Below are 23508 nucleotides of genomic sequence, written 5' to 3' on the forward strand. Positions count from 1 at the left end.
AAAAGGCCGAGAACAGCAGTCTTTAGCCCGGACTCGAGACCAAGCCTCACCGCCACTGCGCGGGTTCCCCAAACAAGCGCCCCTGTCCACCCTGGAAGCCCATCGCCCTCAGCACCTCCAACTCACCCTGAGTCTCGACTCGCTCCGCGATCAGCGGCAGGTCGATGCTATGGGCCGCGCGCTGCATGGCTTCGATAAACAGGCGCTTATCGTTTTCCTGATCGATGTCACGGATATAACTGCCATCGATCTTCAGGTAAGCCAATCCAAGACGCGCCAGGTTGCCGATCATGCTGAAGCGGCCACCGAAGTGTTGCAGGCTGAGAGAGAAGCCCAACTCGCGCAGGCGGCGGATCAACTGTTCAAGCACTGCCTGTTCCGGTAACTGCGACTCTTCCAATTCGAGGATCAAGCGCGGGCCGAGCTGTGGGTGCTGACGCAAGCGCTCCAGCATACGGTTCAGCGCTTGCGGGTCGCGCAGAGTTGCGGCGCAAAGGTTCAAGGCCAGCGGTTCGCTGTGCCCGGCCATCTGTTGCAGCACCAGTTCCAGCATCACCTGATCCAGCCGCGCCGACCAGCCAAAGCGCTCCAGCCAGGGCAGAAAGCGCCCAGCCGGGATGCTTTCACCCTGATCGTCGAGCAGGCGCGAGAGCACTTTGTAATGCAGCACGCGCTCGGTGTTGCGGCAGTCCACCACTGGCTGGAAGAACAGACGGAAGCGGCCCTCATTCAGCGCCTGATCAAGCAGGCGGTGCCAGACGTGCCGCTCCTCGCCGATACTCGGCACTTCACTGCGTTCGAGACGAACCCAGGTGTGCTCGCCAAGGCCCTCGGCCTGGGTCAGCGCTTCATCCGCCAGGCCAAGCAAGGATTGCGACGAGTCGCCGGGGTTGAACGAAGCGAGGCCCATATAGGCGACCGGCGTGCAATCCGAGGCACCGGTGGCGCGCAGGCTTTCCAGCGCCGCTTCCAAGCGCTGCACCAATTGTTCGGCCTCCTCTCGCACCAGGCCTGGCGCCAGCACGGCGAACTCGCCGCCGCGGCTGCGCGCGACCAGATCACTGGTTTCCGGATACTCCGCGCTCAGACGCAGCAGTTGTTCGCCCACCGCCTTGAGCAATTGGTCGGTGCGCTGCCCGCCCAAGCGCTGGTTCAGCCCGACCAGGTCATTCACCCGCAACAACAGCAGATAACCGGAGCAGGCATGTTCCTCTACGCTCAGCCGCGCATGCAGCTGCATGTCGAAGTAACGTCGGTTGGCCAGCCCGGTCAGGCTGTCTTGATAGGCGTCCTCACGGAGTTTTTCACTGCGTTCGGCCTGTTCCTGAAACAGCGTCTTGAGCTTCTCGACCATCTGGTTCATCGCTTGCACCACGCGCTTCAACTCGGGAGTGCGCGGCAGCTCCGGCAGGCTGAGAAACTCACGGCGAGCGATGGCGCGTGACTGCTCGACCATGTAATCCAAAGGTTTCAGCTGCCGGCGCAGCAGCACCGCGCCTAAACCTGCGCTGACCAGACCACAAAGCAGCAGCCAGCCGAGGCTACCCAAGGCGCTTTGCCAGAGCTTGGCGATGGCGAACATCGGGTGGCTGACCACCTCAACCCGCGCCGCCTGCGCCCAACCACGGCTGACAATGGCATCGCCGCCGGCCGACTGCAGGCCGATCAACTTCACGAACCACGCCGGCACCTGGGTTTCATTCGAAATCCCACTGCGCTCGACCATCACCTTGCCCGTGGCCATATCGACCACGCGGATGCTGGCGAAATAGCCGCTGTCGAAAATCGAACTGACCATCAATTCGACCATCGCCGGATCATCGATATTCGGCGTTAGCGACAGGCCCAACGCCGTGGCCGCATCCTGCGCGTGGGAGCGCAGTTGATTGACGTACTGCGCCCGCGAGCTTTTCAGGCTGACCATAAAACTGCCGCCAAAGGCGATCACGAGAAACAGACAAATCGCGATCAATAATTGCTTGAACAGGGACATCTCAGCTCCTACTTCTAGTAGACCGGCTCCGCGGGAAAGCCTTCCGTGCGCATTTTCTTCAACAGGTCTTGCCAACGCGACAAGCGCTTGCTGTCGCCTACCCGCTTGTTCCCACCCGATCCAGGCAGCCAGAGGCCTTCACCGTTGAAGGCATAGACCGGCAGCAGGTCGTTACGCTGACTGGCCGGCAGAATGGCCGGGTTTAGGTTGTCCAAGACCAGCGGGGTGGCTGCCGGGCTGGCGTAATAGGTCACGACCATGTGCGCCTGATTCAAGCGCAAGGCTTTGACATAGGTAATCCGCAGTTTTTCGCTGGCGACGCCCAGGTGCCGCAGGCTGAAATACTTAGCGATGGCGAAGTCTTCACAGTCCCCAGCGCCTTGGCGTAACGACTCGACCGGCGAGGCCCAATAATCGGTTTCATGCCAGAGACTTTGATCATCCTGAAAGCGCAGCTGCCGATTGAAGAAGCGGTTAACCACTCGCAGCTTTTCTAGCTCGCTGACCTGCGCATGACTAACCAGCAAGCGCTGCCAGTCATCGATGCGCTGGCGCCCCTCACCCAGCGGACCATAGAGCACCTCCGCCCGCCGACTGATCAGGGAAAAATCCCAGTCGGCATGCAGGCTGCTCAGCAACAAGCACGTCAGCAGGCTTGAGCTGGCTGTGGTCAGCCATAGGCAGCAGCGGCTGCGGGGGAATGCGAAACGTACCGCCACTGCGCGTAGTCCATGCGGTCAAATTGAAAGCGTGCGGATGGTGCGTGTTGCACCGAAAAAAGACAATGGCACATTGCAATCAACCACGCCGTGACGAAAGAGGCAGAAGCCTGGACAGCCCCAGCCCCCATGGTCAGACTGCTCAGCATCCAGCCAAGGAGATGCTTCTTGAACCTGTTTTTGCTGCGCTACCGCTTCCGCCTGTTGTTCGCCAGCAGCGTCTGTCTCACCGTCATCGTGGGCTGGCCACAACCACCTAAGTGGTTGGAGTTGGGTGCCTTATTGCTGTTGGTGTTGGCCGGGATCAATACCTTGCGCCATCGGCAGGTGTTCCTGCGGCTGGTCGGCACCATTGGCACACTCAATCTGTTACTGCTGGCTTTCGGCAACTGGCTGACACTGCCGGCGCCGATCACCAACGGCCTGGCGCTGATCTTTCTGTACCTGGCGCTGTTCTTCACCCTGTTCCGCCGAGTGACCCACGAGCGACCGGTCACCAGCGAACTGCTCTACGGCATGACCGCGCTCTACTTGCAAATTGCCCTGGCCTTCGCCTTCGGCTATCAAGTCATCGGCGGCTTCTGGCCGGACGCGTTCTACAGCGAGCAAGGCCCGCTGCAGTTGGATGACTTCATCTATTTCAGCCTGACAACCCTGACCACCCTGGGTTACGGCGATATCCACGCCATCGGCCCCGCTGCCCGCCTGCTGGCAGTCAGCGAAGCCGTGGTCGGCGTGCTGTTCATTGCCCTGGCGGTAGCGCGCAGCCTGAGCTTGCTCAACGACAAGGACGAAAGCTTCTAGACTGGCGCACCCAGCGAACTGCGCGCGGTTAGCGCAGGCTGCGCAGGTGCAACACGCCAAATAACAGCACTTGCAGACGCTCCAACCAAGGCAACGGACGCACGGCCAAGCGGCGGTTGTACAGCAACACCTCAGCGATATGCACCAGCAGCATGACTCCGGCGATCAGCGAGATTGGCCCTTGAAGTGGTCGACCAAAGGGAAACAGCAAATTGAGCACTGCCATCAGCCAAAACATGGCCACCGCACCCTTGGCGAAAGACCCGATATTCAGTGTGCAAAGCTCCGCTTGAGTGTTGGGAAGACCCGTAGCAGTTTGCCGACCCGCTCGATGGCTGCCGTCTGCACTTTCGATTGGAACAGCGCGCTGGTTGGACAGTTGAACGCCCAAATCGCGGCCACGCTGCATACTCCAGATGCACCCCGGCGCCTGGGCCCCCGCTTGCACGGGAGCCCAGGAAATCGGTTTTCCCAGAGGTCGCTTAACTCAGCGCACCGTCAGCGCGAGGGGTGCCTCGGCGAAGTCGAAGCAGCCAAGGAAGGTCTTGATATCCAGCAGACTGCCATCGACCTTCACATCCCCCAGCACGGCCCCCTTGAGTAGGCTGTTCTCGCCGCTGATCACCGTGTCCAGGTAGGTCTTGTCGAGGGTCAGCTTGAGTGTGGTGCCAGCCGGAATGCCCTGGTGCAACTGCACCACACCACGACGAACCTCCAGTGCCCACTCTTCCTTGATATCGGGGAAGCTGAAGCCCAGGGTCAACTGCACATCGTTGGCCTGGTCCGGGTCGACGCGGGTGACCCAGTTCTGCAGGAAGATGTTCACCGGCAGGTTCTTCAGCATGTCCGGCGAGAGGAAGGTGCCGCGCAGACGCTGGGCCAGTGCCAGTGACTGCTCTTCGCCCAAGGAGCCCTCCAGCTCCATGGCGCTCATCAGGTACCAGTTGCGCCAGTTGATATTCATCTGCGCATAGCCGAGCTTACGGAAACTGCGCGCCTTGATATCGCGCGCCAGCTTGTCCTCATGGTCGACGCGAATCGCATAGCCCGCCAGCTCGGCCGCCCACTGATAGTCGCCCTTCAGATAGGCATCGCCAGCTGCCAGCAGCACCTTGTCGCGGCCACCCATCATGCCGATCAGGCGCTTGTCCTTCTCCACTGGCGGGGTTGGATCGAGATCCACCGGGTCACCCTGGAACCAGCCGAGGTAGCCTTGGTAGATCTGCCGCACGCTGTGTTTGACCGTGCCATAGTACTCACGCAGATAGGGTGCATAGCCGGCCAGGTGCGGCGGCAGTTTGACCTTCTCGACCAACTCGTCCGGGGTCAGGCCTTTGTTCATCCAGCGCACGGTCTGGTCATGAATATAGGCAATACCGTCGCGGGTCATGCGCAGCACTTCCTCGACCTTGTCCTGGCCAGTTACCGGCCGGCCGTGCAACGGCACCATGTATTCGGCATTGAAGCTGCGCAACAGATCGAGGCTGTTAACCCACAGCACCGGATCGCGGAACTTGGTGCCGCGCAGGGTGTGGATGTTTGGCAAGGTGGGCCCCTGGTCGACTTCCGCGCTGATCAGCACGCGGTTGTCCGGCAGGTACATGACGATCTCGTCCGGCGCCTCACTCGGCGCCCAACGAAACTGCACCTTGAGGCCGGCGATCGTGGTGTCCAATTGTTGTTTAAAGGTGATGGTCGGCGGAATAAAGGAGCTTGCCCCGCCTACGGCAATCGGGCCGATGCCGCCGTTCATGTCCTTGCGGTCGGCGGCATTCAGCATGGCTCCAAAGGTGTAGGCCGAGCGCATGCCGAGAATCGGCCCGACCAGCGCACCCTGAGTCACCACGTTTTCCAGCAGGGTATCGTGGGCGTAGATCTGCACCTCGCCGCTTTTCACTTGCTCTTCGGTGACGAAGCCTTTGACGCCGTTGATATGGTCCGGGTGGAAGTGGGTGTAGACGATGGCCTTGACCGGCTTGTCGGTGACCTTGCGGAACTCGGCGAAGACCTTGCGCGACTCCTCCACCGACTCGCCGGCGTCGACAATGATGAGCCCGTCCGGCGCCACGATCATCACGCTGTTGGCGATACTCCAACCCACCGCCGAGTAGACGTTGTCGGCGACTTTGTAGATCTGCTTGTTGAACACCTTGGTGTGCTCGGCCAGCTCGGCGTTGATCGAAGGTTCGATGCGCTCTTCTGGCAGATCTGCCAGGGCAGTCAACGGTAAAGCCGCAGCCAGCAACAGGCCACTGAAACGAGTTAGGGAGTTCATAGGCGTTTTTATCAGTTGTTGTTATAGACGCTGGCAGACTGGCAAAGGCAGACTGATAATTCCAATGCAAAATTATCCAGCTTTTAATGCGAGTTCTGCATGAATGATCTACGCCAGCTTCGTCACTTCGTCGCCCTTGCCGAGCACGGCCATTTCGCCCGCGCCGCCGAGTCGGTCAATCTCAGTCAGCCGGCCCTCTCGCGCAGCATTCAGGCGCTGGAAGCCAGCCTCGGTTGCCGCCTGCTCGATCGCGGGCCGCGTAACGCCGTACTGACAGCCTACGGCCAACTGGTGCTGGAACATGCCCGGCGCCTGCTGGGGGCTAGCCGCTCCCTGCAAAATGCCGTCAGCCAGCTAGGTAACCTCGAAGCGGGTGAGTTGCGCCTGGGGGCCGGCCCCTACCCCGCCGCGCGCCTGGTGCCGCGCGCACTCGGGCAGTTTGCTCGGCAGTATCCCAAGGTTCATGTGCAGTTGATCATCGAGGATTGGCGCAGCCTGCGGGAGCGGCTAATGAATGAAGCCATCGAGTTGTTCGTGGCCGATACCCGCGAGTTGCACGACGACCCGCAATTGGCCATCGAGCCCTTGCAGACGCATCCCGGCGTGTTGTTCTGCCGCCCTGGCCATCCGCTGTTGAAACAGCCCAACGTGAGCATTCGCACGCTGGCCGACTACCCGCTGGCCGGCACCCAGTTGCCCGAGCAAGTCGCCAGCGCACTGCGTCAACTCAGTGGCCGCGAGCAGCTATTGGGGATTCAATGCGACAACTTCATGGTGCTCAAAGCCCTGGTCGCGGAAAGCGACGTGCTGAGCATGGCGCCCTGGGATGTGATTGCCGAAGATGTCGAGGCCGGTCGCCTGGACGTACTGCCAATGGCGCCAGGCGAGTTGCCTCAGCGCTCCGCTTACGGCCTGGTCAGCCGCGCCGGGCATAGCCTGTCGCCCGCGGCGCAGGCCATGCTCGAACAACTCCGGAAAGAGGATGCAGCGTTTCCTGCAGGCTAGTAACGGTTCTTCAGCGACCAGCCACTGTGGTTGTCGCGAAGCGGGTTCTGATGGGCTGTACCTGAAACTGCTGGCGGTCGTTCTGGCCCCAGGTCCGCAGGCGTGGGGTGAAGTCGTGGCGGCGCTCGTGGAAGTTGTCGAAGCGCCGGTCAAAGCGCCGGTCGAAGCGCCTGTCGAAACGATGATCTATTCGATGATCGAAGCGCTTGTCGAAGCGCCGGTCGAAGCGATGATCCATTCGATTATCGAAGCGCCTGTCGAAACGATGATCTATTCGATGATCGAAGCGCCTGTCGAAGCGCCTGTCGAAGCGATGATCCATTCGATCGTCGAAGCGCCGGTCGAAGCGCCTGTCGAAACGATGATCCATTCGATGGTCGAAACGACGGAAGTCATGCCGGTGGTGGTCGAAGCGACGATGATCGGAAAGGTAGTAAGGGTAAAAGAACGGCGAGTCATAGTAGAGGTGTATTCGATAATCGCCGCGGTTGTAATAGCGGGGATAGCCGCTGTAGCCGTCGTAGCCATACACCGCGCAACCACTCAGAAACAGACCCACCACCGCCAGCAGCATAGATCGGCAGAACATGATGGCGGCCTCCTTCGACCGCTAAGGGGGCGGCACCAGTGAGTACCGGCACCTACAATCACCTGTACCAAATTTGACAGCGCAGGCACCAGCAGAGTGCTGAGCGGGGTTTGGCCATATTCTGTCGCCAGTTGTTTCAAGCCCCGGCAAGCCGTACCAAAATGACTCTCCGCGCTTCATGAGCGGGCATAAGTCATCGCGAAAAAAACCGGCCCTCCGCCTACGGCCTGGTCTGCCGCGCCGGGCACAGCCTGTCTCCCGCGGCGCAGGCCATGCTCGAACAACTCAGGAAAGAGGGTGCGGCGTTTCCCACACTTGCCGGCTAATTCCACTGCCGACGGTCATGATCGCGGTTGTGGTCTCGGTCGTGATCGCGGTCTCGGTTGTGATCGCGGTTTCGATCATGGTCGCGGTCGCGGTCGCGCCGTGGCGAGCCGACCTGATTGGAAGGCCGGTAACCGTGCCCACGGTCATGAGCTTGCGGCATCTGATAGCCACCCCGATCCCCCTGCTCCCAACCGCGCCTGCTTGAGTGCCTGGTTGGGCTGTAATAGCGCGGTGCCGGTGGCTGATAGCGCGGCGGCGCGACATAACGCTGCTGCTGATATTGGTGATGATCGTAGCGACGCGAGTCGTAACGCCGGGTGTCATAACGCCGAACGTCATGGCTTCGAGAATCGTAACGGCGGTTGCCGTAATCGTAATAGCGCGGGCTGGGGTAAACGTCATAACGCCGCACGTTGTAGCCATTACTGTAGTTGTGACCGCCGTAGCCACCGCTGTAGTAGCGGGGGTAGCTACGATCATCGTCATAGTCATAAACCGCACAACCACCCACAAACAAACTCAACACCGCCAGCAACATAGATCGGCAGAACATCATGGCGGCCTCCTTCGACCGCTAAGGGGGCGGCACCAGTGAGTACCGGCACCTACTATCGCTCCCGCTGAGTTTGACAGCGTGGGCCCAAGCAGAGTGCTGAGCGTGGTTTGGCCATATTCCGTTGCCAGTTGTTTCAAGCCCCAACAAGCCACACCACAGGCTTGGCGCAATGCTCGCCGCTGCGCTGTTTAGCCGGCCTGGCTTATGCGGGGCGCGGGCATTGGCACCCCGATTTGGGGTGTTCCTCGCCTGGAACATGAGGTGCTGGAAACTGTCCAATTTTGCATCTGGTTGAGGTTCGGAGTGCCAGCAAGAATTGCCTTAGGCACCAGGCGCCTAAGGCAATCCAAGGAGTATTCCAATGCGTGATTTAACAGTGATGCTGCTGGGAATGGTGCTGTTATTGACTGGCTGCAGTTTCAGCGCGCCGGGCGTACATGCGCGGATCGGCGAACCTGACGAAATTCACGTCGATATAGGGGGTGGCGGTGGCGGTGGTGGCTACTTCTGCCCACCGGGGCACCGCATGAAAGGTAACTGCTAATGAAGGCGTGGCTCGGATTGATCCTCGCGGCATTCTTGATGGCCACGCAGCCAGCTTGCAGCCTGCGTTTACCAGGCATCGGCATTGATATCGGCTATGTTGACGGCGGCCCGCCGCATTGCCCGCCGGGGCAGGCGAAGAAAGGTCGCTGCTAAGTCGATACTTTCGCCATGGACAGTTGTCCAACGCAGTGTGAACAGCAGCGAAGGCGAGCATCCGCTGGTCTTCCTAACTTTTGCGGTCAGAGGAGGCCGCCATGCTCTTTCGATCTTTGCTTATTGCCATACTGGGGTTGAGTCTTAGCTCTGGCGGGGCCTTCGCCCATGACAGCCGTTACCATGGCTACCCGCGTTACAACGGTGTTTGGGTCTATCCCGATTATCGCCACCGTTATGAGATCCACCTCTACTACAACCCCTACCGCTATCGCCATCCAGAATACTATCGAGACTTTCGTCACGATGGGCGCCACAGTCATCGCTATGATTGGCGCTACGATCGTCGCGATGATCGTCATCAGCAGTTTCGTCATGATATGCGGCGGGGCTGGGGTCAGCAGTGGCGTGGCGATTACCGCTACTAAGGCAAAACGCACCACGACGACGAGGGTGAATGCCTTCGTCGTCGCGAGTGCCTGAGGCCGCCCGCGGCTAGCGCCAAGCTGGAGGAGGGGGGTATTTGCTCTGGCAGTTCGGGGCGGGCCGGCGTGCGAGTATCCATGTTGGGCTGTTTCAGCAGCGGTTGGCCGGCGTCAGAAGAGCGGCACGCCGAGGTGAACCTGCAAGGGCTCGATGGCAAATTGCGGGTCGTCGTGCAACTCGCAGGGATCGGCTACGAACAACTCGATGGCCTCATTCAGCAGTCGTTCACGCAGGCTGCGCCAATCCTCGATGATAAATTGCACGCCCCCCATGGGATACCGCGGGCAAGCCGCACCAAAATGAATCTCTGCGCTTCATTAGCGAGCATAAGTCACCGCGAAAAACCCAGCCCCCCCACCTGCAGCCCTGACCTGGCAGGGTTCTCACGACTTGGCACGGCTCTCGCTTAGCAGTGGTTGTGCAGGAGTCACCCGAACCCCTGGGTTCGCGGCACTACAATTTGCAATGGATGACTAGGGTTCCGGCTCGCCGACTTATGAATGCAGGCGAGTGGCTGGTCCGAGAGTTATCGACCTCCAGTAGAGGTTACACGGCGGGACAAAAGCCCGGGAGACGAACGCCATGCCGCGTTGCGCCTGCCCGCTTTTTTCTCGAACTGGAGGTTCCTCATGCGTAAGTCCCGTCTGTTCGCCCGCCGTTTGTTATCAATAGCCGCCGCCGGCCTTACTGCCGCCATCAGCCTCACGTCCCAGGCGGAAACAAAAGACAAATTCAGCGTCTGCTGGACCCTCTACGCCGGCTGGATGCCCTGGGAGTATGCCGCCGCCGAAGGCATCGTCGAGAAGTGGGCGAAGAAGTACGCCATCGCCATCGATGTGGTGCAGCTCAACGACTACGTCGAATCGATCAACCAATACACCGCCGGCCAGTTCGATGGCTGCACCATGACCAATATGGATGCCCTGACCATCCCGGCGGCGGGTGGCGTAGATTCCACGGCGTTGATCGTCAGCGACTTCTCTAATGGCAACGACGGCATCGTCATCAAGGGCGAAGGCAAGACTCTGGCCGACCTCAAGGGTCAGCCAGTCAATCTGGTCGAGCTGTCGGTTTCCCACTACTTGCTGGCTCGCGGCCTGGAAAAAGCCAAGCTGAGCGAGAAAGACCTGACCGTGGTGAACACCTCCGACGCCGACATCGCCGCCGCCTTCAATACCGGCGAGGTGAACGCCGTCGCCACCTGGAACCCGATGCTGGCCGAGATCAATGCCAAGCCTGGCGTGAGCGAAGTGTTCAACTCCAGCCAGATCCCTGGCGAGATCATGGACATGATGGTGGTCAACAGCCAGACCCTGAAAGACAACCCAGCCCTGGGCAAAGCGCTAACCGGAGCCTGGTTCGAAATCATGCAGTTGATGAGCACCGACACCCCCGCCGCCACCGCGGCGCTTGAGCATATGGCCAAGGCTTCGGGCACTGACCTGGCTGGTTTCAAAGCCCAACTGGCGACCACCAGGATGTTCTACAACGCCCAGGACGCCCTGGCCTTCGCCACCAGCCCGAAACTGCCGGCGACCATGGACAAGGTTGCGACGTTTTCCTTCAGCCATGGCCTGCTCGGGGAAGGCGCAAAAGACGCAGGCGCAGTCGGCATGAGCTTCGCCAGGAACGTCGTTACCGGCGACAAGGGCAACGTCAAGCTGCGCTTCGATCCGAGCTACGTGCAGTTGGCTGCCGAAGGAAAACTGTAAGTCCGGTTCGTGGATCCCCGCATTCGCGAGGATGACGAAGATCCGTCATTCCCGCGCAGGCGGGAACCCCAAAAAAAGAGATCACCATGCGCCTGATCAATCGTCACCCAGACCATGCAGGAAGACTGCTGCTGATACTGCTGCCGTTCGCCTTACTGCTGTTCGCCTACTTCATGGGCTCGGTCGCACGGCTGACGGAAAACCCCAACGACAAACTGCTGCCCAGCGCGGTGCAGATGACCGACGCGGTCAAGCGCCTGGCCTTTAGCGAGGACAAACGCAGTGGCGATTACCTGATGTGGCAGGACAGCCGTTCCAGCCTGCAACGCCTGGCCATCGGCCTCGGCATCTCGGCGCTGCTCGGTCTGTGCCTGGGTATCGCCGCTGGCACCCTGCCGCTGTTCAGTGCACCGCTGTCACCGTTGCTGACAGTCCTATCGATGGTGCCGCCACTGGCGATCCTGCCGATCCTGTTTATCGTCTTTGGCCTCGGCGAGCTGTCCAAGGTGATGCTGATCGTCATCGGCATCACCCCAGTGCTGGCGCGCGACCTGGAGCAGCGCGCCCGCGAGATTCCGCAGGAGTTGCTGATCAAGGCGCAAACCCTCGGCGCCTCGACCTGGACGCTGATCCTGCGGGTGATCCTGCCGCAGCTGATGCCACGCCTGCTGATTTCCCTGCGTCTGGTGCTCGGCTCGGCCTGGCTGTTTCTGATCGCCGCCGAGGCCATTGCCTCCACCGATGGCCTCGGTTACCGGGTGTTTCTGGTTCGGCGCTACCTGGCGATGGACGTGATCCTGCCGTACGTCGCCTGGATCACCCTGCTCGCCTGGTCGATGGACCTGGGCCTCAAGCAGCTCACCCGCCTGGCCTTCCCTTGGTATGAAGGAGCCAAGGCATGAGCACAGTAAAAAACAGAACCGACGCGAGCGAGTCGAGGACAAGGCGCCCGGAGCACAGTAACCGGAGTGGACTAGCAGTCCATGAGGATTGCGAGCACCGCGCAACGCAGTCAACGGCTCGCGCAGCCGGTTCTTTCATCGAAGTGAAAAACGTCTGGCAACAGTACGACGACCAAGTCGTCCTGGAACGCCTCAATCTGACCATCGCCGAAGGCGAATTCTGCACCCTGGTCGGCGCCTCCGGCTGCGGCAAATCGACCTTCCTGCGCCTGCTGCTGGGCCAGGAGACCCCAAGCCGCGGCGAGATTTTGCTGAATGGCAAACAACTGATCGGCGAACCGGACGCCAGCCGTGGCGTGGTGTTTCAGCGCTACTCGGTGTTCCCTCACCTGTCGGTGTTGGACAACGTCGCCCTCGGCCTGGAGTTGCCGCGCTCGCCGCTGCTCGGTCGGCTGTTCGGCAGCGCCAAGCGTGAGGCCCGCGAACAGGCGGCCGCGCTGTTGCACAAAGTCGGCCTCGGCCACTCCCTGGACAAATACCCGAGCCAACTCTCCGGCGGCATGCAGCAGCGCTTGGCGATTGCCCAGGCGCTGATCATGCAGCCGCGCGTTTTGCTTCTCGACGAACCGTTCGGCGCCCTCGACCCGGGCATCCGCAAGGACATGCACGGACTGCTGCTGGAGCTGTGGAAGGAAACCCAGCTGACCGTGTTCATGGTCACCCATGACCTGTCCGAAGGCTTCAGCCTCGGCACACGCATCCTGGTGTTCGACAAGATCCGCCACGACCCCCATGCGCCGAACGCCTACGGCGCGCGCATCACCTACGACATTCCCCTGAATACCGACCGCCGCGTCACACGCGCCGCCGTCGAAGCCTTGCCGGCGACTGTCACCGGCAACCTGCAACCTGCCTATCAAGGAGCCTGACGATGAGTGCTGCTCTCATTCTGCGACCCAGCCTTTACGAAGAAATCGTTCCGGGCGGTGGCCACACCTCGTTCGTCCTCAAGCGCGGCCAACTGCTGCGCATCACCGACCTCGAAGGCGGCGCCAACGTCAGCCTGCTGTTGCTCAACGCGGTGGAGAAAAGCGAACGGCTGAACCTGCCGGATAGCCTCAAGTGTCAGCACACCGCCAAGCTCAGCGCCGGCCATTGCCTGTACTCGGATATGGGCCGCGTACTGGCCGCCATCACCGCCGACACCTGCGGCTGGCACGACAGCTTTGGCGGTGTACTGAACGCCGCGGAAGTGCAGGAAAAGTACGGCGCCGGTCGTTATCAGGAACTGCGCAACGGCTACTTCCGCAATGGCGTGGACAACCTGCTGGTGGAAATGGGCAAGTGGAACCTGAGCCTGCAAGACCTGCTGATGACCCTCAACCTGTTCAGCAAGGTCACGGTCGATGCCGACGGCTGCTTCCACTTCGAAGCCAACCACGCCAAGGCCGGCGACTACCTCGAGCTGTATGCGCCGATGGACACGCTGGTGGTGCTCACCGCGCTGCAACACCCGATGGACCCGAACCCGCAATACGCGCCTAAACCGGTGCAACTGAACTGGAGCAAAGTCGCCGACGGCATCAGCGTGCTCTGCCGCACTTCGCGCCCAGAGAACGGCCGCGGCTTCCATAACACCGAACGTCAGTACATCTAAAGCTTCGTCATTCCCGCGAAGGCAGGGACCCAGTAAACAGCAGCAGGTACGAGGTGAACGACATGACTCTTAGCCACAGCGAGAAACACCCGGAAGCCGCCGCTTACCGCGCCACCATTCCGGCCGGCGAACCCTTCCTGACCGAGGTCAAGGCTGGCCAGACTCTGCGCCTGCTCGACCTGGAAGGTAACCAGGCGGTCGACACGCTGTTCTACAGCGCCCGCAACCCGCGCGAGCGTTATGACGTGCAACGTACCCTGCGCAAACAGAATCGCGTCTACCTCACCACCGGCAGCGTGCTGTATTCCAACCTCGGCAACCCGATGCTGACCATCAGCGCCGACACCTGCGGCCGCCACGACACCCTCGGCGGCGCCTGCGCGCAGGAGAGCAACACCGTGCGCTACGCCCTGGACAAACGCTACATGCACAGCTGCCGCGACAACTTTCTGCGCGCCAGCCTGCACGACGGCCGCCTGAACAAGGCCGACATCAGCGCCAACATCAACTTCTTCATGAACGTACCGGTCACGCCGGAAGGCGGCCTGACCTTCGAGGACGGCATCTCCGCCGCCGGCAAGTACGTCGAGTTGGTGGCGCATATGGACGTGCTCGTGCTGATCTCCAACTGCCCGCAACTGAACAACCCCTGCAACGGCTACAACCCCACTCCGGCGCAGGTGCTGGTATGGGACTGATCGGCCAACGCCTGCGCCACTGGTTGTTCCGGCTGTGCCAGAGCCGCTCGGGGCAGTGCCTGCAGCAACCTCACAAGGAGCGCGAATCCCTGTAGGAGCTAGCTCTGCTAGCGAACGCAGTCGACCCAAGAGCTTCGCGAGCAGAGCTCGCTCCTACGGGGCCGGCATTGCTTTCTCTGAACGTAAAGCATCCCAACCACGGACGACCGTGGTGCTGACCGAATAGCAGCGGGACGGCCCGCCCCACATGAGTAGCCCCTCATGTTCAGCAAACTCCTGATTGCCAACCGCGGCGCCATTGCCTGCCGCATCCTGCGTACCCTGCGCGCTCTTGAGGTCAAGGGCGTGGCCGTCTACTCCGAAGCCGACGCCGCCAGCCTGCATATCCAGCAGGCCGACGAAGCCTTCAGCCTCGGCGAAGGCGCGGCCGCCGGCACCTATCTTGCCGTCGAGAAAATTCTCGCCGTGGCGAAGCAATCCGGCGTCCAGGCCATCCACCCCGGTTACGGCTTCCTCTCGGAGAATGCCGCGTTCGCCGAAGCCTGCGAAGCCGCCGGTATCGCCTTCGTCGGCCCGACGCCGGAACAACTGCGGGTATTCGGCCTCAAGCACACCGCCCGCGCCCTGGCCAAACAGCACGGCGTAGCGATGCTGGAAGGCACCGAACTGTTGGCAGACCTCGCCACCGCGCTCAAGGCTGGCGAACAGGTCGGCTACCCGGTGATGCTGAAAAGCACCGCCGGCGGTGGCGGTATCGGGATGCGTGTATGCCGCTCCGCCGAGGAGCTGAGCGACGCCTTCGAAGTGGTGAAGCGCCTGGGGCAGAACAACTTCAGCGACTCCGGCGTATTTATCGAGAAGTACATCCAGCGCGCCCGTCATCTGGAAGTGCAGGTGTTCGGCGACGGTCACGGCGAAGTCCTGGCCCTCGGCGTGCGCGACTGCTCGGTGCAGCGGCGCAACCAGAAAGTGCTGGAAGAAACCCCGGCGCCCAACCTGCCGGCCGGTATGGCCGAGGAGCTTTGCGCCGCTGCGATCAAGTTGGCCAAGGCCGTCAACTACCGCAGCGCCGGTACCGTCGAGTTCGTCTACGACAGCGTGGCGAGCCAATTTTACTTTCTCGAAGTGAACACCCGCCTGCAGGTCGAGCACGGCGTGACCGAGCAGGTCTGGGGCGTCGACTTGGTCGGCTGGATGATCCAGCTCGCCGCTGGAAATCTGCCGCCACTGAGCGAACTGGCGCAAGGCGTGAAGCCCCATGGCCATGCGATTCAAGCGCGCCTGTATGCCGAAGATCCGGGCCGCGATTTCCAGCCGAGCCCTGGCCTGTTGACCGCGGTGAACTTCCCCGCGGCCGATGGCAAGGCCCTGCGCATCGACACCTGGGTTGAAGCCGGCTGCGAAATCCCGCCCTACTTCGACCCGATGATCGCCAAGCTCATCGCCTGGGCGCCAACTCGCGATGAAGCCAGCGCCGGGCTGCACAGAGCCCTTGGCGACAGCCTGCTGTATGGCGTGGAGACCAACCGCGATTATCTGCGGCAAATCCTCCAGGACGCCCCCTTCGCCAGCGGCAATCCCTGGACGCGCTGCCTGGAAGAGCTGGTCTACCAGGCCGACACTTTTGAAGTGCTCAGCGCCGGCACCCAAACCACCGTGCAGGACTTCCCCGGCCGCCTCGGTTATTGGGCAGTCGGCGTGCCACCCTCCGGGCCGATGGACGACCGTGCCCTGCGCCTGGGCAATCGCCTGCTGGGTAACGCCGAAGGTGCCGCAGCGCTGGAAATCACCATGAACGGCCCCACCCTGCGCTTCAATACCGACGCGGTGGTGGCAGTGACCGGTGCAGAGATTCCACTGACGCTGGACGGCCATGCGCAGCCGCTAAACACCACGCTATTCATTCCGGCTGGCAGCACCCTGAGCCTCGGCACCCTCGCAGGTCCTGGCGCCCGCTCTTATCTGTGCCTGCGCGGCGGCCTGCAGGTGCCGGAGTACCTGGGCAGCAAAAGCACCTTCACCCTTGGTCAGTTCGGCGGCCACGGCGGCCGAGCCCTGCGCGCCGGTGATGTGCTGCACATCGACAAACTGAGCGATGCCGAAGCCGGTGCCAGCCTGCCGCCTGCCCTGCACAGCGACTTGCCGGCCGTGCGTAGCATCCGCGTGATCTACGGTCCCCATGGCGCACCGGAATACTTCACCCCGGCCTACATCGCGACCTTCTTCGCCACCCAATGGGAAGTGCATTTCAACTCCAGCCGCACCGGCGTACGCCTGATCGGCCCAAAACCCGAGTGGGTGCGCGAGAGCGGCGGCGAAGCCGGCTTGCACCCCTCCAACATCCACGACAACCCCTACGCCATCGGCGCCGTCGACTTCACTGGCGATATGCCGGTGATTCTCGGCCCGGACGGCCCGAGCCTGGGCGGCTTCGTCTGCCCGGTGACGATCATCGAGGCGGATCTCTGGCAGCTTGGGCAACTCAAGGCCGGGGATAAGGTGCGGTTTCTGCCGGTGGATATCACCACGGCGCGGGAGCTGGCGAAGGCGAGAAAACAGGAATGCACGACTCTCTCCCCTCTCCCGCTTGCGGGAGAGGGGAGCAGTAGGAACCTGACCTCCCCCATCGTGCTCGACATCGGCGCGGACGGCACCCGGCTGGTCGCACGGTTATCCGGCGACACCCACCTGCTGGTGGAAATCGGTGCGCCGGAGCTGGATCTGGTACTGCGTTTCCGTGGCCATGCGCTGATGCAGGCACTGGAAAGCAAAGCTCTGCTTGGGGTGATCGACCTGACCCCCGGCATCCGTTCCCTGCAAGTGCATTACCAGCCGGAAACCCTGGCGCTGGCCGACCTGCTCGGCATCATTGCCGGCGAATGGGATGCCGTTTGCGCCGCACAGGGCCTGCAGGTGCCGTCGCGCATCGTCCACCTGCCGCTGTCCTGGGACGATCCGGCCTGCCAGTTGGCGATCGAGAAATACATGACTACCGTGCGCAAAGACGCGCCCTGGTGTCCGAGCAACCTGGAGTTCATCCGCCGCATCAACGACCTGCCGAACCTTGAAGAGGTCTACCGCACCGTGTTCGAAGCCAGCTATCTGGTGATGGGCCTCGGCGACGTTTACCTCGGTGCGCCGGTCGCCACGCCGCTGGACCCACGGCATCGGCTGGTCACCACCAAATACAACCCGGCGCGCACCTGGACGGCGGAGAATTCGGTGGGCATCGGCGGCGCCTATATGTGCGTATACGGTATGGAAGGCCCCGGCGGTTACCAGTTCGTCGGCCGCACCCTGCAGATGTGGAACCGCTACCGCGAAGTCGCGGCCTTCGACGGCAAACCCTGGCTGCTGCGCTTCTTCGATCAGATCCGCTTCTACCCCGTGGGGGCCGAGGAGTTGCTGCAGATCCGCCGCGACTTCCCACTCGGTCGCTACGACCTGAAGATCGAGCAAAGCGAGCTGAAGCTAGCCGACTATCAAGCGTTCCTGGCCAAGGAAGCCGAGAGCATCGGCGCCTTCCGCAGCCAGCAGCAGGCGGCCTTCAATGCCGAGCGAGAACGCTGGAGCGCCAGCGGTCAGGCACATTTCGACAGCGAGGAAGCGGCTCCTGACCTAGGCGATGACGCCCCGCTCGCCCTCGGCCACCACTCGATTGAAAGCCATATCGCCGGCAACCTCTGGCAGGTGCAGGTCGAGGCCGGCAGTGCGGTGAAAGCCGGTGACGTGTTGGTGATTCTCGAGTCGATGAAGATGGAAATCCCGCTGACCGCACCGCGTGACGGGGTGGTGAAAGAAGTCCGTGTACAACCGGGCTCGCCGGTGCGCGCCGGACAGAGGGTCGTCGTACTCGCAGAAGCCTAAGTCCCCCACACCCGCTGCTCCCCTCGCCCGTTTACGGGAGAGGGGCTGGGGGAGAGGGTTCTCGCCACACATCCCTCTCCCTAACCCTCTCCCTGAAGGGAGAGGGAATAGTTGAATCCCGAGAAGGAATACCGCCATGACCAACGATTTCGACCTGCGCCTCGACGCCCTGCGTGCCGCCTACAAAGACGCCAGCACTACCCCGCGCCAACTGATCCTGGCCCTGCGCGACAAAGCCGCCGCACTGAACCCGGACTACCACCTGTTTATCCACCTGCTAAGCCGTGAAGAGCTGGAGCCTTACCTGGCCGCGCTGGACGGCAACGCGCCGGACAGCCTGCCGTTGTTCGGCATCCCCTTCGCCATCAAGGACAACATCGACCTGGCCGGCATCCCAACCACCGCTGCCTGCCCAGCCTTCGCCTACCTCCCCGAGCGCTCGGCGACTGTGGTCGAACAATTGATCGCCCTGGGCGCCGTGCCGCTGGGCAAGACCAACCTCGATCAATTCGCCACTGGCCTGAATGGCACCCGCTCGCCTTACGGCGAATGCCCGAACAGCGTGCTGCCGGAGTTTCCCTCCGGCGGCTCCAGCGCTGGCTCCTCGTTGGCCGTGGCGTTGGGCGTAAGCAGTTTTGCCTTGGGCACCGACACCGCCGGCTCCGGCCGCGTGCCGGCGGCGCTGAACAATCTGGTCGGCCTCAAGGCGACCAAGGGCTTGCTCTCCACCGCCGGCGTAGTGCCGGCCTGCCGCACGCTGGACTGTGTGACCTATTTCACCGCCACCGCCCGCGAAGCCAGCCAACTGCTGGCGCTGACCGCCAAGCTCGACCCGCGTGACGAGTACAGCCGCGTCAACCCATTGTGGAACGATGCCAGCGCCTTCGGCAGCCCGCGCCCATTCCGCTTCGGCGTCCCGCGTGCCGAGGATCTGCAATTCTTCGGCTGCACAGAAGGCCCCGCGCTCTTCGAACAAGCCCAGCAGACCCTCAAGGACTTCGGCGGCGAAGCGGTGGAGGTCGACTTCTCGCCCTTCCTCGAAGCCGCCCGGCTGCTCTACGAAGGGCCGTGGGTTGCCGAACGTTACAGCGTCGCCGGCGAGCTGCTGGAGCAGGCCCCCGAGGCCGTGCTACCGGTGATTCGCGCCGTGCTGGCCAAGGCACCGGCCGTCACCGGCGTGCAAACCTTCCGCGCCCAGTACCGCCTGCAAGCACTGAAAGCCGTTTGCGACAAAGCCCTGCGAGGGCTCGATTGCCTGCTGACGCCGACCATCGGCCGGCCGGCGACACTGGACGAGTTGCACGCCGAGCCGGTGCTGCGTAACTCCGAACTGGGTTACTACAGCAACTTCATGAACCTGCTGGACTACGCCGCCGTCGCAGTGCCGAGTGGCTTCATGCGCAACGGCCTGCCCTGGGGCGTGACCTTGTTCAGCCGCGCCTTCACCGATCAATACCTGCTCAGCCTGGCCGACGCCCTCCAGCGCCAGCGCGACTTGCCGCTACCGGGCGAGCGCAAGTTGGAGCTGTCTGCGCCAACCAGCACTGCGCGCAACGACCTGGCTCGCATCGTGGTCTGCGGCGCGCACCTGGACGGTCTTCCGCTGAACTGGCAGCTCACGCAGCGCGGCGGTCGCCTCGTCGAGGCCACCCGCAGCTCGCCGGACTACCAACTGCATGCGCTGGCCGGCGGGCCGCCGCTGCGCCCGGGCATGCTGCGCGTCGCCGAAGGCGGCGCGGCCATCGACGTGGAAGTCTGGGAACTGCCGAGCAGCGAGCTGGGTTCCTTCCTCACCGGCATCCCCGCTCCGCTTGGTCTGGGTAAGGTGCAGCTCGAGGATGGCCGTTGGGAAAGCGGCTTTATCTGCGAGCCTTATGGCCTGCAAGGCGCCACCGATATCAGCCATTTCGGCGGTTGGCGCGCCTATCTAACCAGCAGGGGTTAATAGCTAGTGGCCTGTGTGGCTAGTTCCATTAGTCAATTTCGGCGCCTGAAGCCCCGATACTGCGTTGCCGCTCCTCGCCATAGCCCAGCTATGACTCGTCACGGCGCCTTGTCTCAGGACTCCAGGCATCCGAACTTGAGTTAACCAACTAGCCGTACAGGCCACTAGAACCCACGCCTCAGCGCAGTGGCAATAACCACCTCACGCCGCAGCCCGGAGGTAATCCGGGCTGCGGCCAGGCAGCTCGGTCAGCCCCCTCGGCAACCGCTCGGCGCAGCCACTTGCATCGAGCCGCCGAGCGCTGCACCCTGAGCGCCCTTGCCGCCGCCACCCGCCACCCCATCGGTATGACCATCACCCTCGATCCATCCCGTTGCCCGCTCTGCGGTCTGTCCAACACCTGTACCCATGCCGACCCGGCAACGGCGAGTCAGCCGTGCTGGTGTTTTTCGCTGGCAGTCGAACCGCTGGCACTGCAACGCATCCCGTCAGCCTTGCTGAACCGTGCCTGTCTCTGCCCACGCTGCGCGCAAAACCTGCCGGCGGCAGCGGCCGGTTCACGGCCAAACTGATGCGCCTCGACCGTTTCCTCAGCAACCTGCCCCGGCTCAACCGTCAAGACGCGCGCCTACGGCTGGCCGCTGGGCACGTGCAGGTGGATGGCGTCACGGTGACCGATGGCCGCTTCGAGGTTCGCCAGTTCAACCGCGTGGAACTGCAGGGCGAGGTGCTGCAAATCGGCAAACCCGCTCGCTACTTCATGCTGCACAAACCCGTGGGCTACGTCAGCGCCACCGAGCATCCCGCTCACCCGACGGTGCTCGACCTGCTGGATGAGCCGGACAAGCACGAGCTGCACCTCGGCGGTCGCCTCGACCTGAACACCACCGGCCTGCTGCTGATCACCAATGATGGTCAATGGTCACGGCGCATTACCTTACCCAAGGTCAAACTGCCGAAGGTCTATTACGTCGAGACGGAACAACCGATCACGTCCGAGTACGCAGAGGTGTTCGCTCGCGGTCTGTATTTCCAGTACGAAGACCTCACCACCCTGCCCGCCGAACTGCAGATCCTCGATACCCGTGCCGCCCGCCTGACGCTTTTTGAAGGCCGCTACCATCAGGTCAAGCGCATGTTCGGTCATTTCCAGAACAAAGTAGTGCGACTGCATCGCGAGAGCATGGGGCCGCTGCGACTCGATCAGAGTCTGGCGCCAGGCGCATACCGCGCACTCTTAGGCGCGGAGCTTGCTCTGCTCTGAGGTCATCCGAGCCAGCCGCCCCCACACCGCGCCCTTGAGCGCTCACGCGTTTGCTGCCCGCGAACCGCGACGTTAAGCTGCAACCGCTCCCCGCCGAGGAACGTGCTGAATGAAGACCCTGCTTGTCGCGCTGCTCCTGATCATCGCTCCGACCCTGACCAGCGCCACGCCGATCAAGGCACCGACACCTGCCGCACTCAAGGCCCAACTCGAAACGCTCAAGCCCGGCCAGTTCCTCTGGGACCCGCAAGTCTCACCGCAGGGACCGGTCACCGTAGTGGTCAGCCTCACCGAGCAGCGCGCCTACATCTATCGCAATGGCATCGTCATCGGCGTGAGCACGGTGAGTACCGGCCGCAAGGGTCGAGAAACCCCCACCGGAGTCTTCACTGTTCTGCAAAAGAGCGTTGAGCATAAATCCACTCTCTATAACAGCGCGCCGATGCCCTACATGCAGCGCCTGACCTGGGATGGCGTCGCCCTGCATGCCGGCAGCCTGCCGGGCTACCCCACCTCGCATGGCTGCGTGCATCTACCCCTGGCCTTCGCCAAGAAGCTCTACGAGATCACCGGTTTCAGCTCCACCACGGTGATCATTTCCGATGCCCATAGCGCGCCCGTCGAGGTCTATCATCCCGGTGTGCTGGCGCCCATGGTTGCGAATGGCAAGCCGCAAGCCACACCGATCAGTGCCGGCGAGATGTTCTGGAACGATCCGGAGAGCGGCCAAGGGCCACTTTCCGTGCTGATCAGCCGCGCCGATCGGCGCGCCTATGCCTATCGCAACGGCCAGTTGGTCGGCACAACTGCGCTGCAGTCCCTCGACAAGCCGGGGCAGACCGGCATGGCGGTGTTCTCGCTACTGCAAAAACCGACGCCGGCCCAACTCACGTCCTCGGCACCGCTACACTGGTCAGCGGTGCAACTGAGCAACCCGGAGCATGGCCTGACGCCCACCGAGCAACTGGGCAAGATCAGCCTGGCCCCGGAGTTCGTTCAACATCTGCGCCAGGCGATGGATGTCGGCACGACCCTGGTGATCACCGATTGGCCCTCCACGCGGGAGACCCGCAGCGCGGCCAATTTCACCGTAATCAGCACCGATGAACATGCGCCACAGCAAGAGCCGATCAAAAAACAACCGGCAGACTGAACAAAAATCACGCACAATGCCGGCTTTTTGCAGAATACCCACAGAAGCCCCATGGGGAATTCACACTCATGTCGATCTTTTGCAAGATAGCCGCAACCCTAAGGCTCGGTGTTGCCGGCGCCAGCCTGTTCGCGGTCTATGCCTGGCAAAGCGCTGCTGCAGCCAGCCTACCCAGCGCCAAGGAACTGCAACACCTGGCGCCGACGGCCGACCTCTCGGCCCTGCAACTGGCGCTGACCGCCTATCAGTGCGCAAGCAGCAGCCAGGACGACCCCGATGAATTGCTGACAGTGATTGATTATTCAAAACCGTCACGGGACAAGCGCCTCTGGGTCTTTGACCTGAAAGCGAAAACGCTGCTGTTCGAGGAATGGGTCGCCCACGGCAAGAACAGCGGCGCCGATCTCGCCACCTCGTTCTCCAATGTGCCAAACAGCTACCAGTCCTCCATCGGCCTGTACCGCACCGGTCAGACCTACAGCGGCAAGCATGGCCGCTCGCTACGCCTGCAAGGGCTGGAGCCGGGCTTCAACGACAACAGCGAATCGCGCGCCATCGTCATGCACGCCGCCGCCTATGCCGACCCCAAAGTCGTCCCCGGCCTCGGTCGTCTGGGCCGCAGCCAGGGCTGCCCTGCGGTGCGACCGGCGATTGCCGGCCCGTTGATCAATACCCTGCAACGCGGCAGCTATGTGTTCGCCTACTACCCGCAACAGAACTGGCTGAAAAGCTCGCGCTTCCTCGCCGCGCAAAGCTGCCCACAGGTCAGCGAAACGCTGGCCAGCCTGCAGAAGTGATGAGTTAGCAGGCGGTTGAACAAGATAACGAGCGACGACTAGGGCCGCACCCGTTCCCTT

Annotated in this window: 23 protein-coding genes and 1 riboswitch; of the genes, 17 read left to right on the forward strand and 6 right to left on the reverse strand. The window is 62.3% G+C overall.

Annotated elements, in window-relative coordinates:
* Positions 1-46 precede the first annotated feature (46 nt).
* Together lapD and lapG are read right to left on the reverse strand one after the other, a co-directional pair.
* The gene (gene lapD, locus D3879_RS13675; RefSeq protein ID WP_119954757.1) at positions 47-1993 is read right to left on the reverse strand and encodes a cyclic di-GMP receptor LapD; all 1947 of its coding nucleotides are present in this window, start codon (positions 1991-1993) and stop codon (positions 47-49) included.
* 14 nt (positions 1994-2007) lie between these two features.
* Positions 2008-2712, reverse strand: coding sequence for a cysteine protease LapG (gene lapG / locus D3879_RS13680; RefSeq protein WP_119954758.1), 705 nt, complete (start codon positions 2710-2712; stop codon positions 2008-2010).
* 168 nt (positions 2713-2880) lie between these two features.
* Here lapG and D3879_RS13685 point away from each other — a divergent pair, with 168 nt between their 5' ends.
* Positions 2881-3516 carry a potassium channel family protein gene (locus tag D3879_RS13685; RefSeq protein WP_177412402.1) on the forward strand — a complete coding sequence of 212 codons (636 nt, stop codon included), beginning with the start codon at positions 2881-2883 and terminating at the stop codon, positions 3514-3516.
* A 28-nt stretch (positions 3517-3544) separates the two neighbouring features.
* Here the strand turns inward: D3879_RS13685 and D3879_RS27055 are convergent, their stop codons facing one another.
* Together D3879_RS27055 and D3879_RS13695 are read right to left on the reverse strand one after the other, a co-directional pair.
* Positions 3545-3790 (reverse strand): DUF1145 domain-containing protein, encoded by a 246-nt coding sequence (locus D3879_RS27055; protein WP_274381377.1) that lies wholly within the window; start codon positions 3788-3790, stop codon positions 3545-3547.
* Positions 3791-4003: 213 nt separating this feature from the next.
* A complete protein-coding gene (locus D3879_RS13695; RefSeq protein ID WP_119954761.1) occupies positions 4004-5791 on the reverse strand; it encodes an alkyl/aryl-sulfatase in 1788 nt (595 codons plus the stop codon).
* A gap of 99 nt (positions 5792-5890) precedes the next feature.
* On the opposite strand from D3879_RS13695, the gene D3879_RS13700 reads away from it, so the two are divergent.
* Both D3879_RS13700 and D3879_RS26310 read left to right on the forward strand, forming a co-directional pair.
* Positions 5891-6796 carry a LysR family transcriptional regulator gene (locus D3879_RS13700; RefSeq protein WP_119954762.1) on the forward strand — a complete coding sequence of 302 codons (906 nt, stop codon included), beginning with the start codon at positions 5891-5893 and terminating at the stop codon, positions 6794-6796.
* Positions 6774-7427: a hypothetical protein gene (locus D3879_RS26310; RefSeq protein ID WP_147411142.1), complete on the forward strand. Its 654-nt coding sequence runs from the start codon at positions 6774-6776 to the stop codon at positions 7425-7427. Before D3879_RS13700 ends, D3879_RS26310 begins: the two co-directional genes overlap by 23 nt.
* 280 nt (positions 7428-7707) lie before the next feature.
* On the opposite strand, the gene D3879_RS13710 is transcribed toward D3879_RS26310, so the two are convergent.
* Positions 7708-8268, reverse strand: coding sequence for a hypothetical protein (locus tag D3879_RS13710; protein WP_147411144.1), 561 nt, complete (start codon positions 8266-8268; stop codon positions 7708-7710).
* Between the two features lie 361 nt (positions 8269-8629).
* On the opposite strand from D3879_RS13710, the gene D3879_RS13715 reads away from it, so the two are divergent.
* The 3 genes from D3879_RS13715 to D3879_RS13720 all read left to right on the forward strand — a co-directional run bounded on the left by D3879_RS13715 (position 8630) and on the right by D3879_RS13720 (position 9395).
* Entirely contained in the window at positions 8630-8812 is a 183-nt protein-coding gene (locus D3879_RS13715; RefSeq protein WP_119954765.1) for a hypothetical protein, read from the forward strand.
* Positions 8812-8967, forward strand: a complete 156-nt coding sequence (locus tag D3879_RS26685) for a hypothetical protein (RefSeq protein ID WP_177412403.1) — start codon at positions 8812-8814, stop codon at positions 8965-8967. Before D3879_RS13715 ends, D3879_RS26685 begins: the two co-directional genes overlap by 1 nt.
* Positions 8968-9068: 101 nt before the next feature.
* Positions 9069-9395 (forward strand): hypothetical protein, encoded by a 327-nt coding sequence (locus D3879_RS13720; protein ID WP_147411146.1) that lies wholly within the window; start codon positions 9069-9071, stop codon positions 9393-9395.
* Positions 9396-9563: 168 nt separating this feature from the next.
* Here D3879_RS13720 and D3879_RS26540 read toward each other — a convergent pair whose 3' ends face one another.
* Complete coding sequence (locus D3879_RS26540; RefSeq protein WP_158592084.1) at positions 9564-9716, reverse strand: hypothetical protein; 153 nt, start codon at positions 9714-9716, stop codon at positions 9564-9566.
* A gap of 199 nt (positions 9717-9915) precedes the next feature.
* A riboswitch (guanidine-I (ykkC/yxkD leader) is annotated at positions 9916-10028 on the forward strand.
* 54 nt (positions 10029-10082) lie between these two features.
* Here D3879_RS26540 and D3879_RS13730 point away from each other — a divergent pair.
* The 11 genes from D3879_RS13730 to D3879_RS13780 all read left to right on the forward strand — a co-directional run bounded on the left by D3879_RS13730 (position 10083) and on the right by D3879_RS13780 (position 23448).
* Positions 10083-11165 (forward strand): putative urea ABC transporter substrate-binding protein, encoded by a 1083-nt coding sequence (locus D3879_RS13730; protein ID WP_119954767.1) that lies wholly within the window; start codon positions 10083-10085, stop codon positions 11163-11165.
* An 86-nt stretch (positions 11166-11251) separates the two neighbouring features.
* Complete coding sequence (locus tag D3879_RS13735) at positions 11252-12067, forward strand: ABC transporter permease (RefSeq protein ID WP_119954768.1); 816 nt, start codon at positions 11252-11254, stop codon at positions 12065-12067.
* Positions 12064-12996 (forward strand): ABC transporter ATP-binding protein, encoded by a 933-nt coding sequence (locus D3879_RS13740; RefSeq protein ID WP_119954769.1) that lies wholly within the window; start codon positions 12064-12066, stop codon positions 12994-12996. Before D3879_RS13735 ends, D3879_RS13740 begins: the two co-directional genes overlap by 4 nt.
* Before the next feature lie 2 nt (positions 12997-12998).
* Entirely contained in the window at positions 12999-13724 is a 726-nt protein-coding gene (locus D3879_RS13745; RefSeq protein WP_119954770.1) for an urea amidolyase associated protein UAAP1, read from the forward strand.
* Positions 13725-13786: 62 nt separating this feature from the next.
* Positions 13787-14422 carry an urea amidolyase associated protein UAAP2 gene (locus D3879_RS13750; RefSeq protein ID WP_119954771.1) on the forward strand — a complete coding sequence of 212 codons (636 nt, stop codon included), beginning with the start codon at positions 13787-13789 and terminating at the stop codon, positions 14420-14422.
* Positions 14423-14683: 261 nt separating this feature from the next.
* Positions 14684-18289 carry an urea carboxylase gene (uca, locus tag D3879_RS13755; RefSeq protein WP_119954772.1) on the forward strand — a complete coding sequence of 1202 codons (3606 nt, stop codon included), beginning with the start codon at positions 14684-14686 and terminating at the stop codon, positions 18287-18289.
* Positions 18290-18425: 136 nt separating this feature from the next.
* Entirely contained in the window at positions 18426-20234 is a 1809-nt protein-coding gene (gene atzF / locus D3879_RS13760; RefSeq protein WP_119954773.1) for an allophanate hydrolase, read from the forward strand.
* 347 nt (positions 20235-20581) lie between these two features.
* On the forward strand, positions 20582-20806 hold the full coding sequence (locus D3879_RS13765; protein ID WP_119954976.1) for a cysteine-rich CWC family protein: 225 nt from the start codon (positions 20582-20584) through the stop codon (positions 20804-20806).
* On the forward strand, positions 20806-21498 hold the full coding sequence (locus tag D3879_RS13770; RefSeq protein ID WP_119954774.1) for a pseudouridine synthase: 693 nt from the start codon (positions 20806-20808) through the stop codon (positions 21496-21498). Before D3879_RS13765 ends, D3879_RS13770 begins: the two co-directional genes overlap by 1 nt.
* Positions 21499-21607: 109 nt before the next feature.
* Positions 21608-22651 carry a L,D-transpeptidase gene (locus D3879_RS13775; protein WP_119954775.1) on the forward strand — a complete coding sequence of 348 codons (1044 nt, stop codon included), beginning with the start codon at positions 21608-21610 and terminating at the stop codon, positions 22649-22651.
* Between the two features lie 68 nt (positions 22652-22719).
* Entirely contained in the window at positions 22720-23448 is a 729-nt protein-coding gene (locus tag D3879_RS13780) for a murein L,D-transpeptidase catalytic domain family protein (RefSeq protein ID WP_119954776.1), read from the forward strand.
* Positions 23449-23508: the final 60 nt, after the last annotated feature.

The organism is Pseudomonas cavernicola, assembly GCF_003596405.1.
In the GTDB taxonomy this organism is placed as follows: domain Bacteria; phylum Pseudomonadota; class Gammaproteobacteria; order Pseudomonadales; family Pseudomonadaceae; genus Aquipseudomonas; species Aquipseudomonas cavernicola.

Bases quoted from the DNA above. Each gene is read 5' to 3' on its own strand.
- lapD (WP_119954757.1), bottom strand. From the start codon at position 1,993: ATGTCCCTGTTCAAGCAATTATTGATCGCGATTTGTCTGTTTCTCGTG.
- D3879_RS13695 (WP_119954761.1), bottom strand. From the start codon at position 5,791: ATGAACTCCCTAACTCGTTTCAGTGGCCTGTTGCTGGCTGCGGCTTTA.
- D3879_RS13700 (WP_119954762.1), top strand. From the start codon at position 5,891: ATGAATGATCTACGCCAGCTTCGTCACTTCGTCGCCCTTGCCGAGCAC.
- D3879_RS26310 (WP_147411142.1), top strand. From the start codon at position 6,774: ATGCAGCGTTTCCTGCAGGCTAGTAACGGTTCTTCAGCGACCAGCCAC.
- D3879_RS13710 (WP_147411144.1), bottom strand. From the start codon at position 8,268: ATGATGTTCTGCCGATCTATGTTGCTGGCGGTGTTGAGTTTGTTTGTG.
- D3879_RS13715 (WP_119954765.1), top strand. From the start codon at position 8,630: ATGCGTGATTTAACAGTGATGCTGCTGGGAATGGTGCTGTTATTGACT.
- D3879_RS26685 (WP_177412403.1), top strand. From the start codon at position 8,812: ATGAAGGCGTGGCTCGGATTGATCCTCGCGGCATTCTTGATGGCCACG.
- D3879_RS13720 (WP_147411146.1), top strand. From the start codon at position 9,069: ATGCTCTTTCGATCTTTGCTTATTGCCATACTGGGGTTGAGTCTTAGC.
- D3879_RS13730 (WP_119954767.1), top strand. From the start codon at position 10,083: ATGCGTAAGTCCCGTCTGTTCGCCCGCCGTTTGTTATCAATAGCCGCC.
- D3879_RS13735 (WP_119954768.1), top strand. From the start codon at position 11,252: ATGCGCCTGATCAATCGTCACCCAGACCATGCAGGAAGACTGCTGCTG.
- D3879_RS13740 (WP_119954769.1), top strand. From the start codon at position 12,064: ATGAGCACAGTAAAAAACAGAACCGACGCGAGCGAGTCGAGGACAAGG.
- D3879_RS13745 (WP_119954770.1), top strand. From the start codon at position 12,999: ATGAGTGCTGCTCTCATTCTGCGACCCAGCCTTTACGAAGAAATCGTT.
- D3879_RS13750 (WP_119954771.1), top strand. From the start codon at position 13,787: ATGACTCTTAGCCACAGCGAGAAACACCCGGAAGCCGCCGCTTACCGC.
- uca (WP_119954772.1), top strand. From the start codon at position 14,684: ATGTTCAGCAAACTCCTGATTGCCAACCGCGGCGCCATTGCCTGCCGC.
- atzF (WP_119954773.1), top strand. From the start codon at position 18,426: ATGACCAACGATTTCGACCTGCGCCTCGACGCCCTGCGTGCCGCCTAC.
- D3879_RS13765 (WP_119954976.1), top strand. From the start codon at position 20,582: ATGACCATCACCCTCGATCCATCCCGTTGCCCGCTCTGCGGTCTGTCC.
- D3879_RS13770 (WP_119954774.1), top strand. From the start codon at position 20,806: ATGCGCCTCGACCGTTTCCTCAGCAACCTGCCCCGGCTCAACCGTCAA.
- D3879_RS13775 (WP_119954775.1), top strand. From the start codon at position 21,608: ATGAAGACCCTGCTTGTCGCGCTGCTCCTGATCATCGCTCCGACCCTG.
- D3879_RS13780 (WP_119954776.1), top strand. From the start codon at position 22,720: ATGTCGATCTTTTGCAAGATAGCCGCAACCCTAAGGCTCGGTGTTGCC.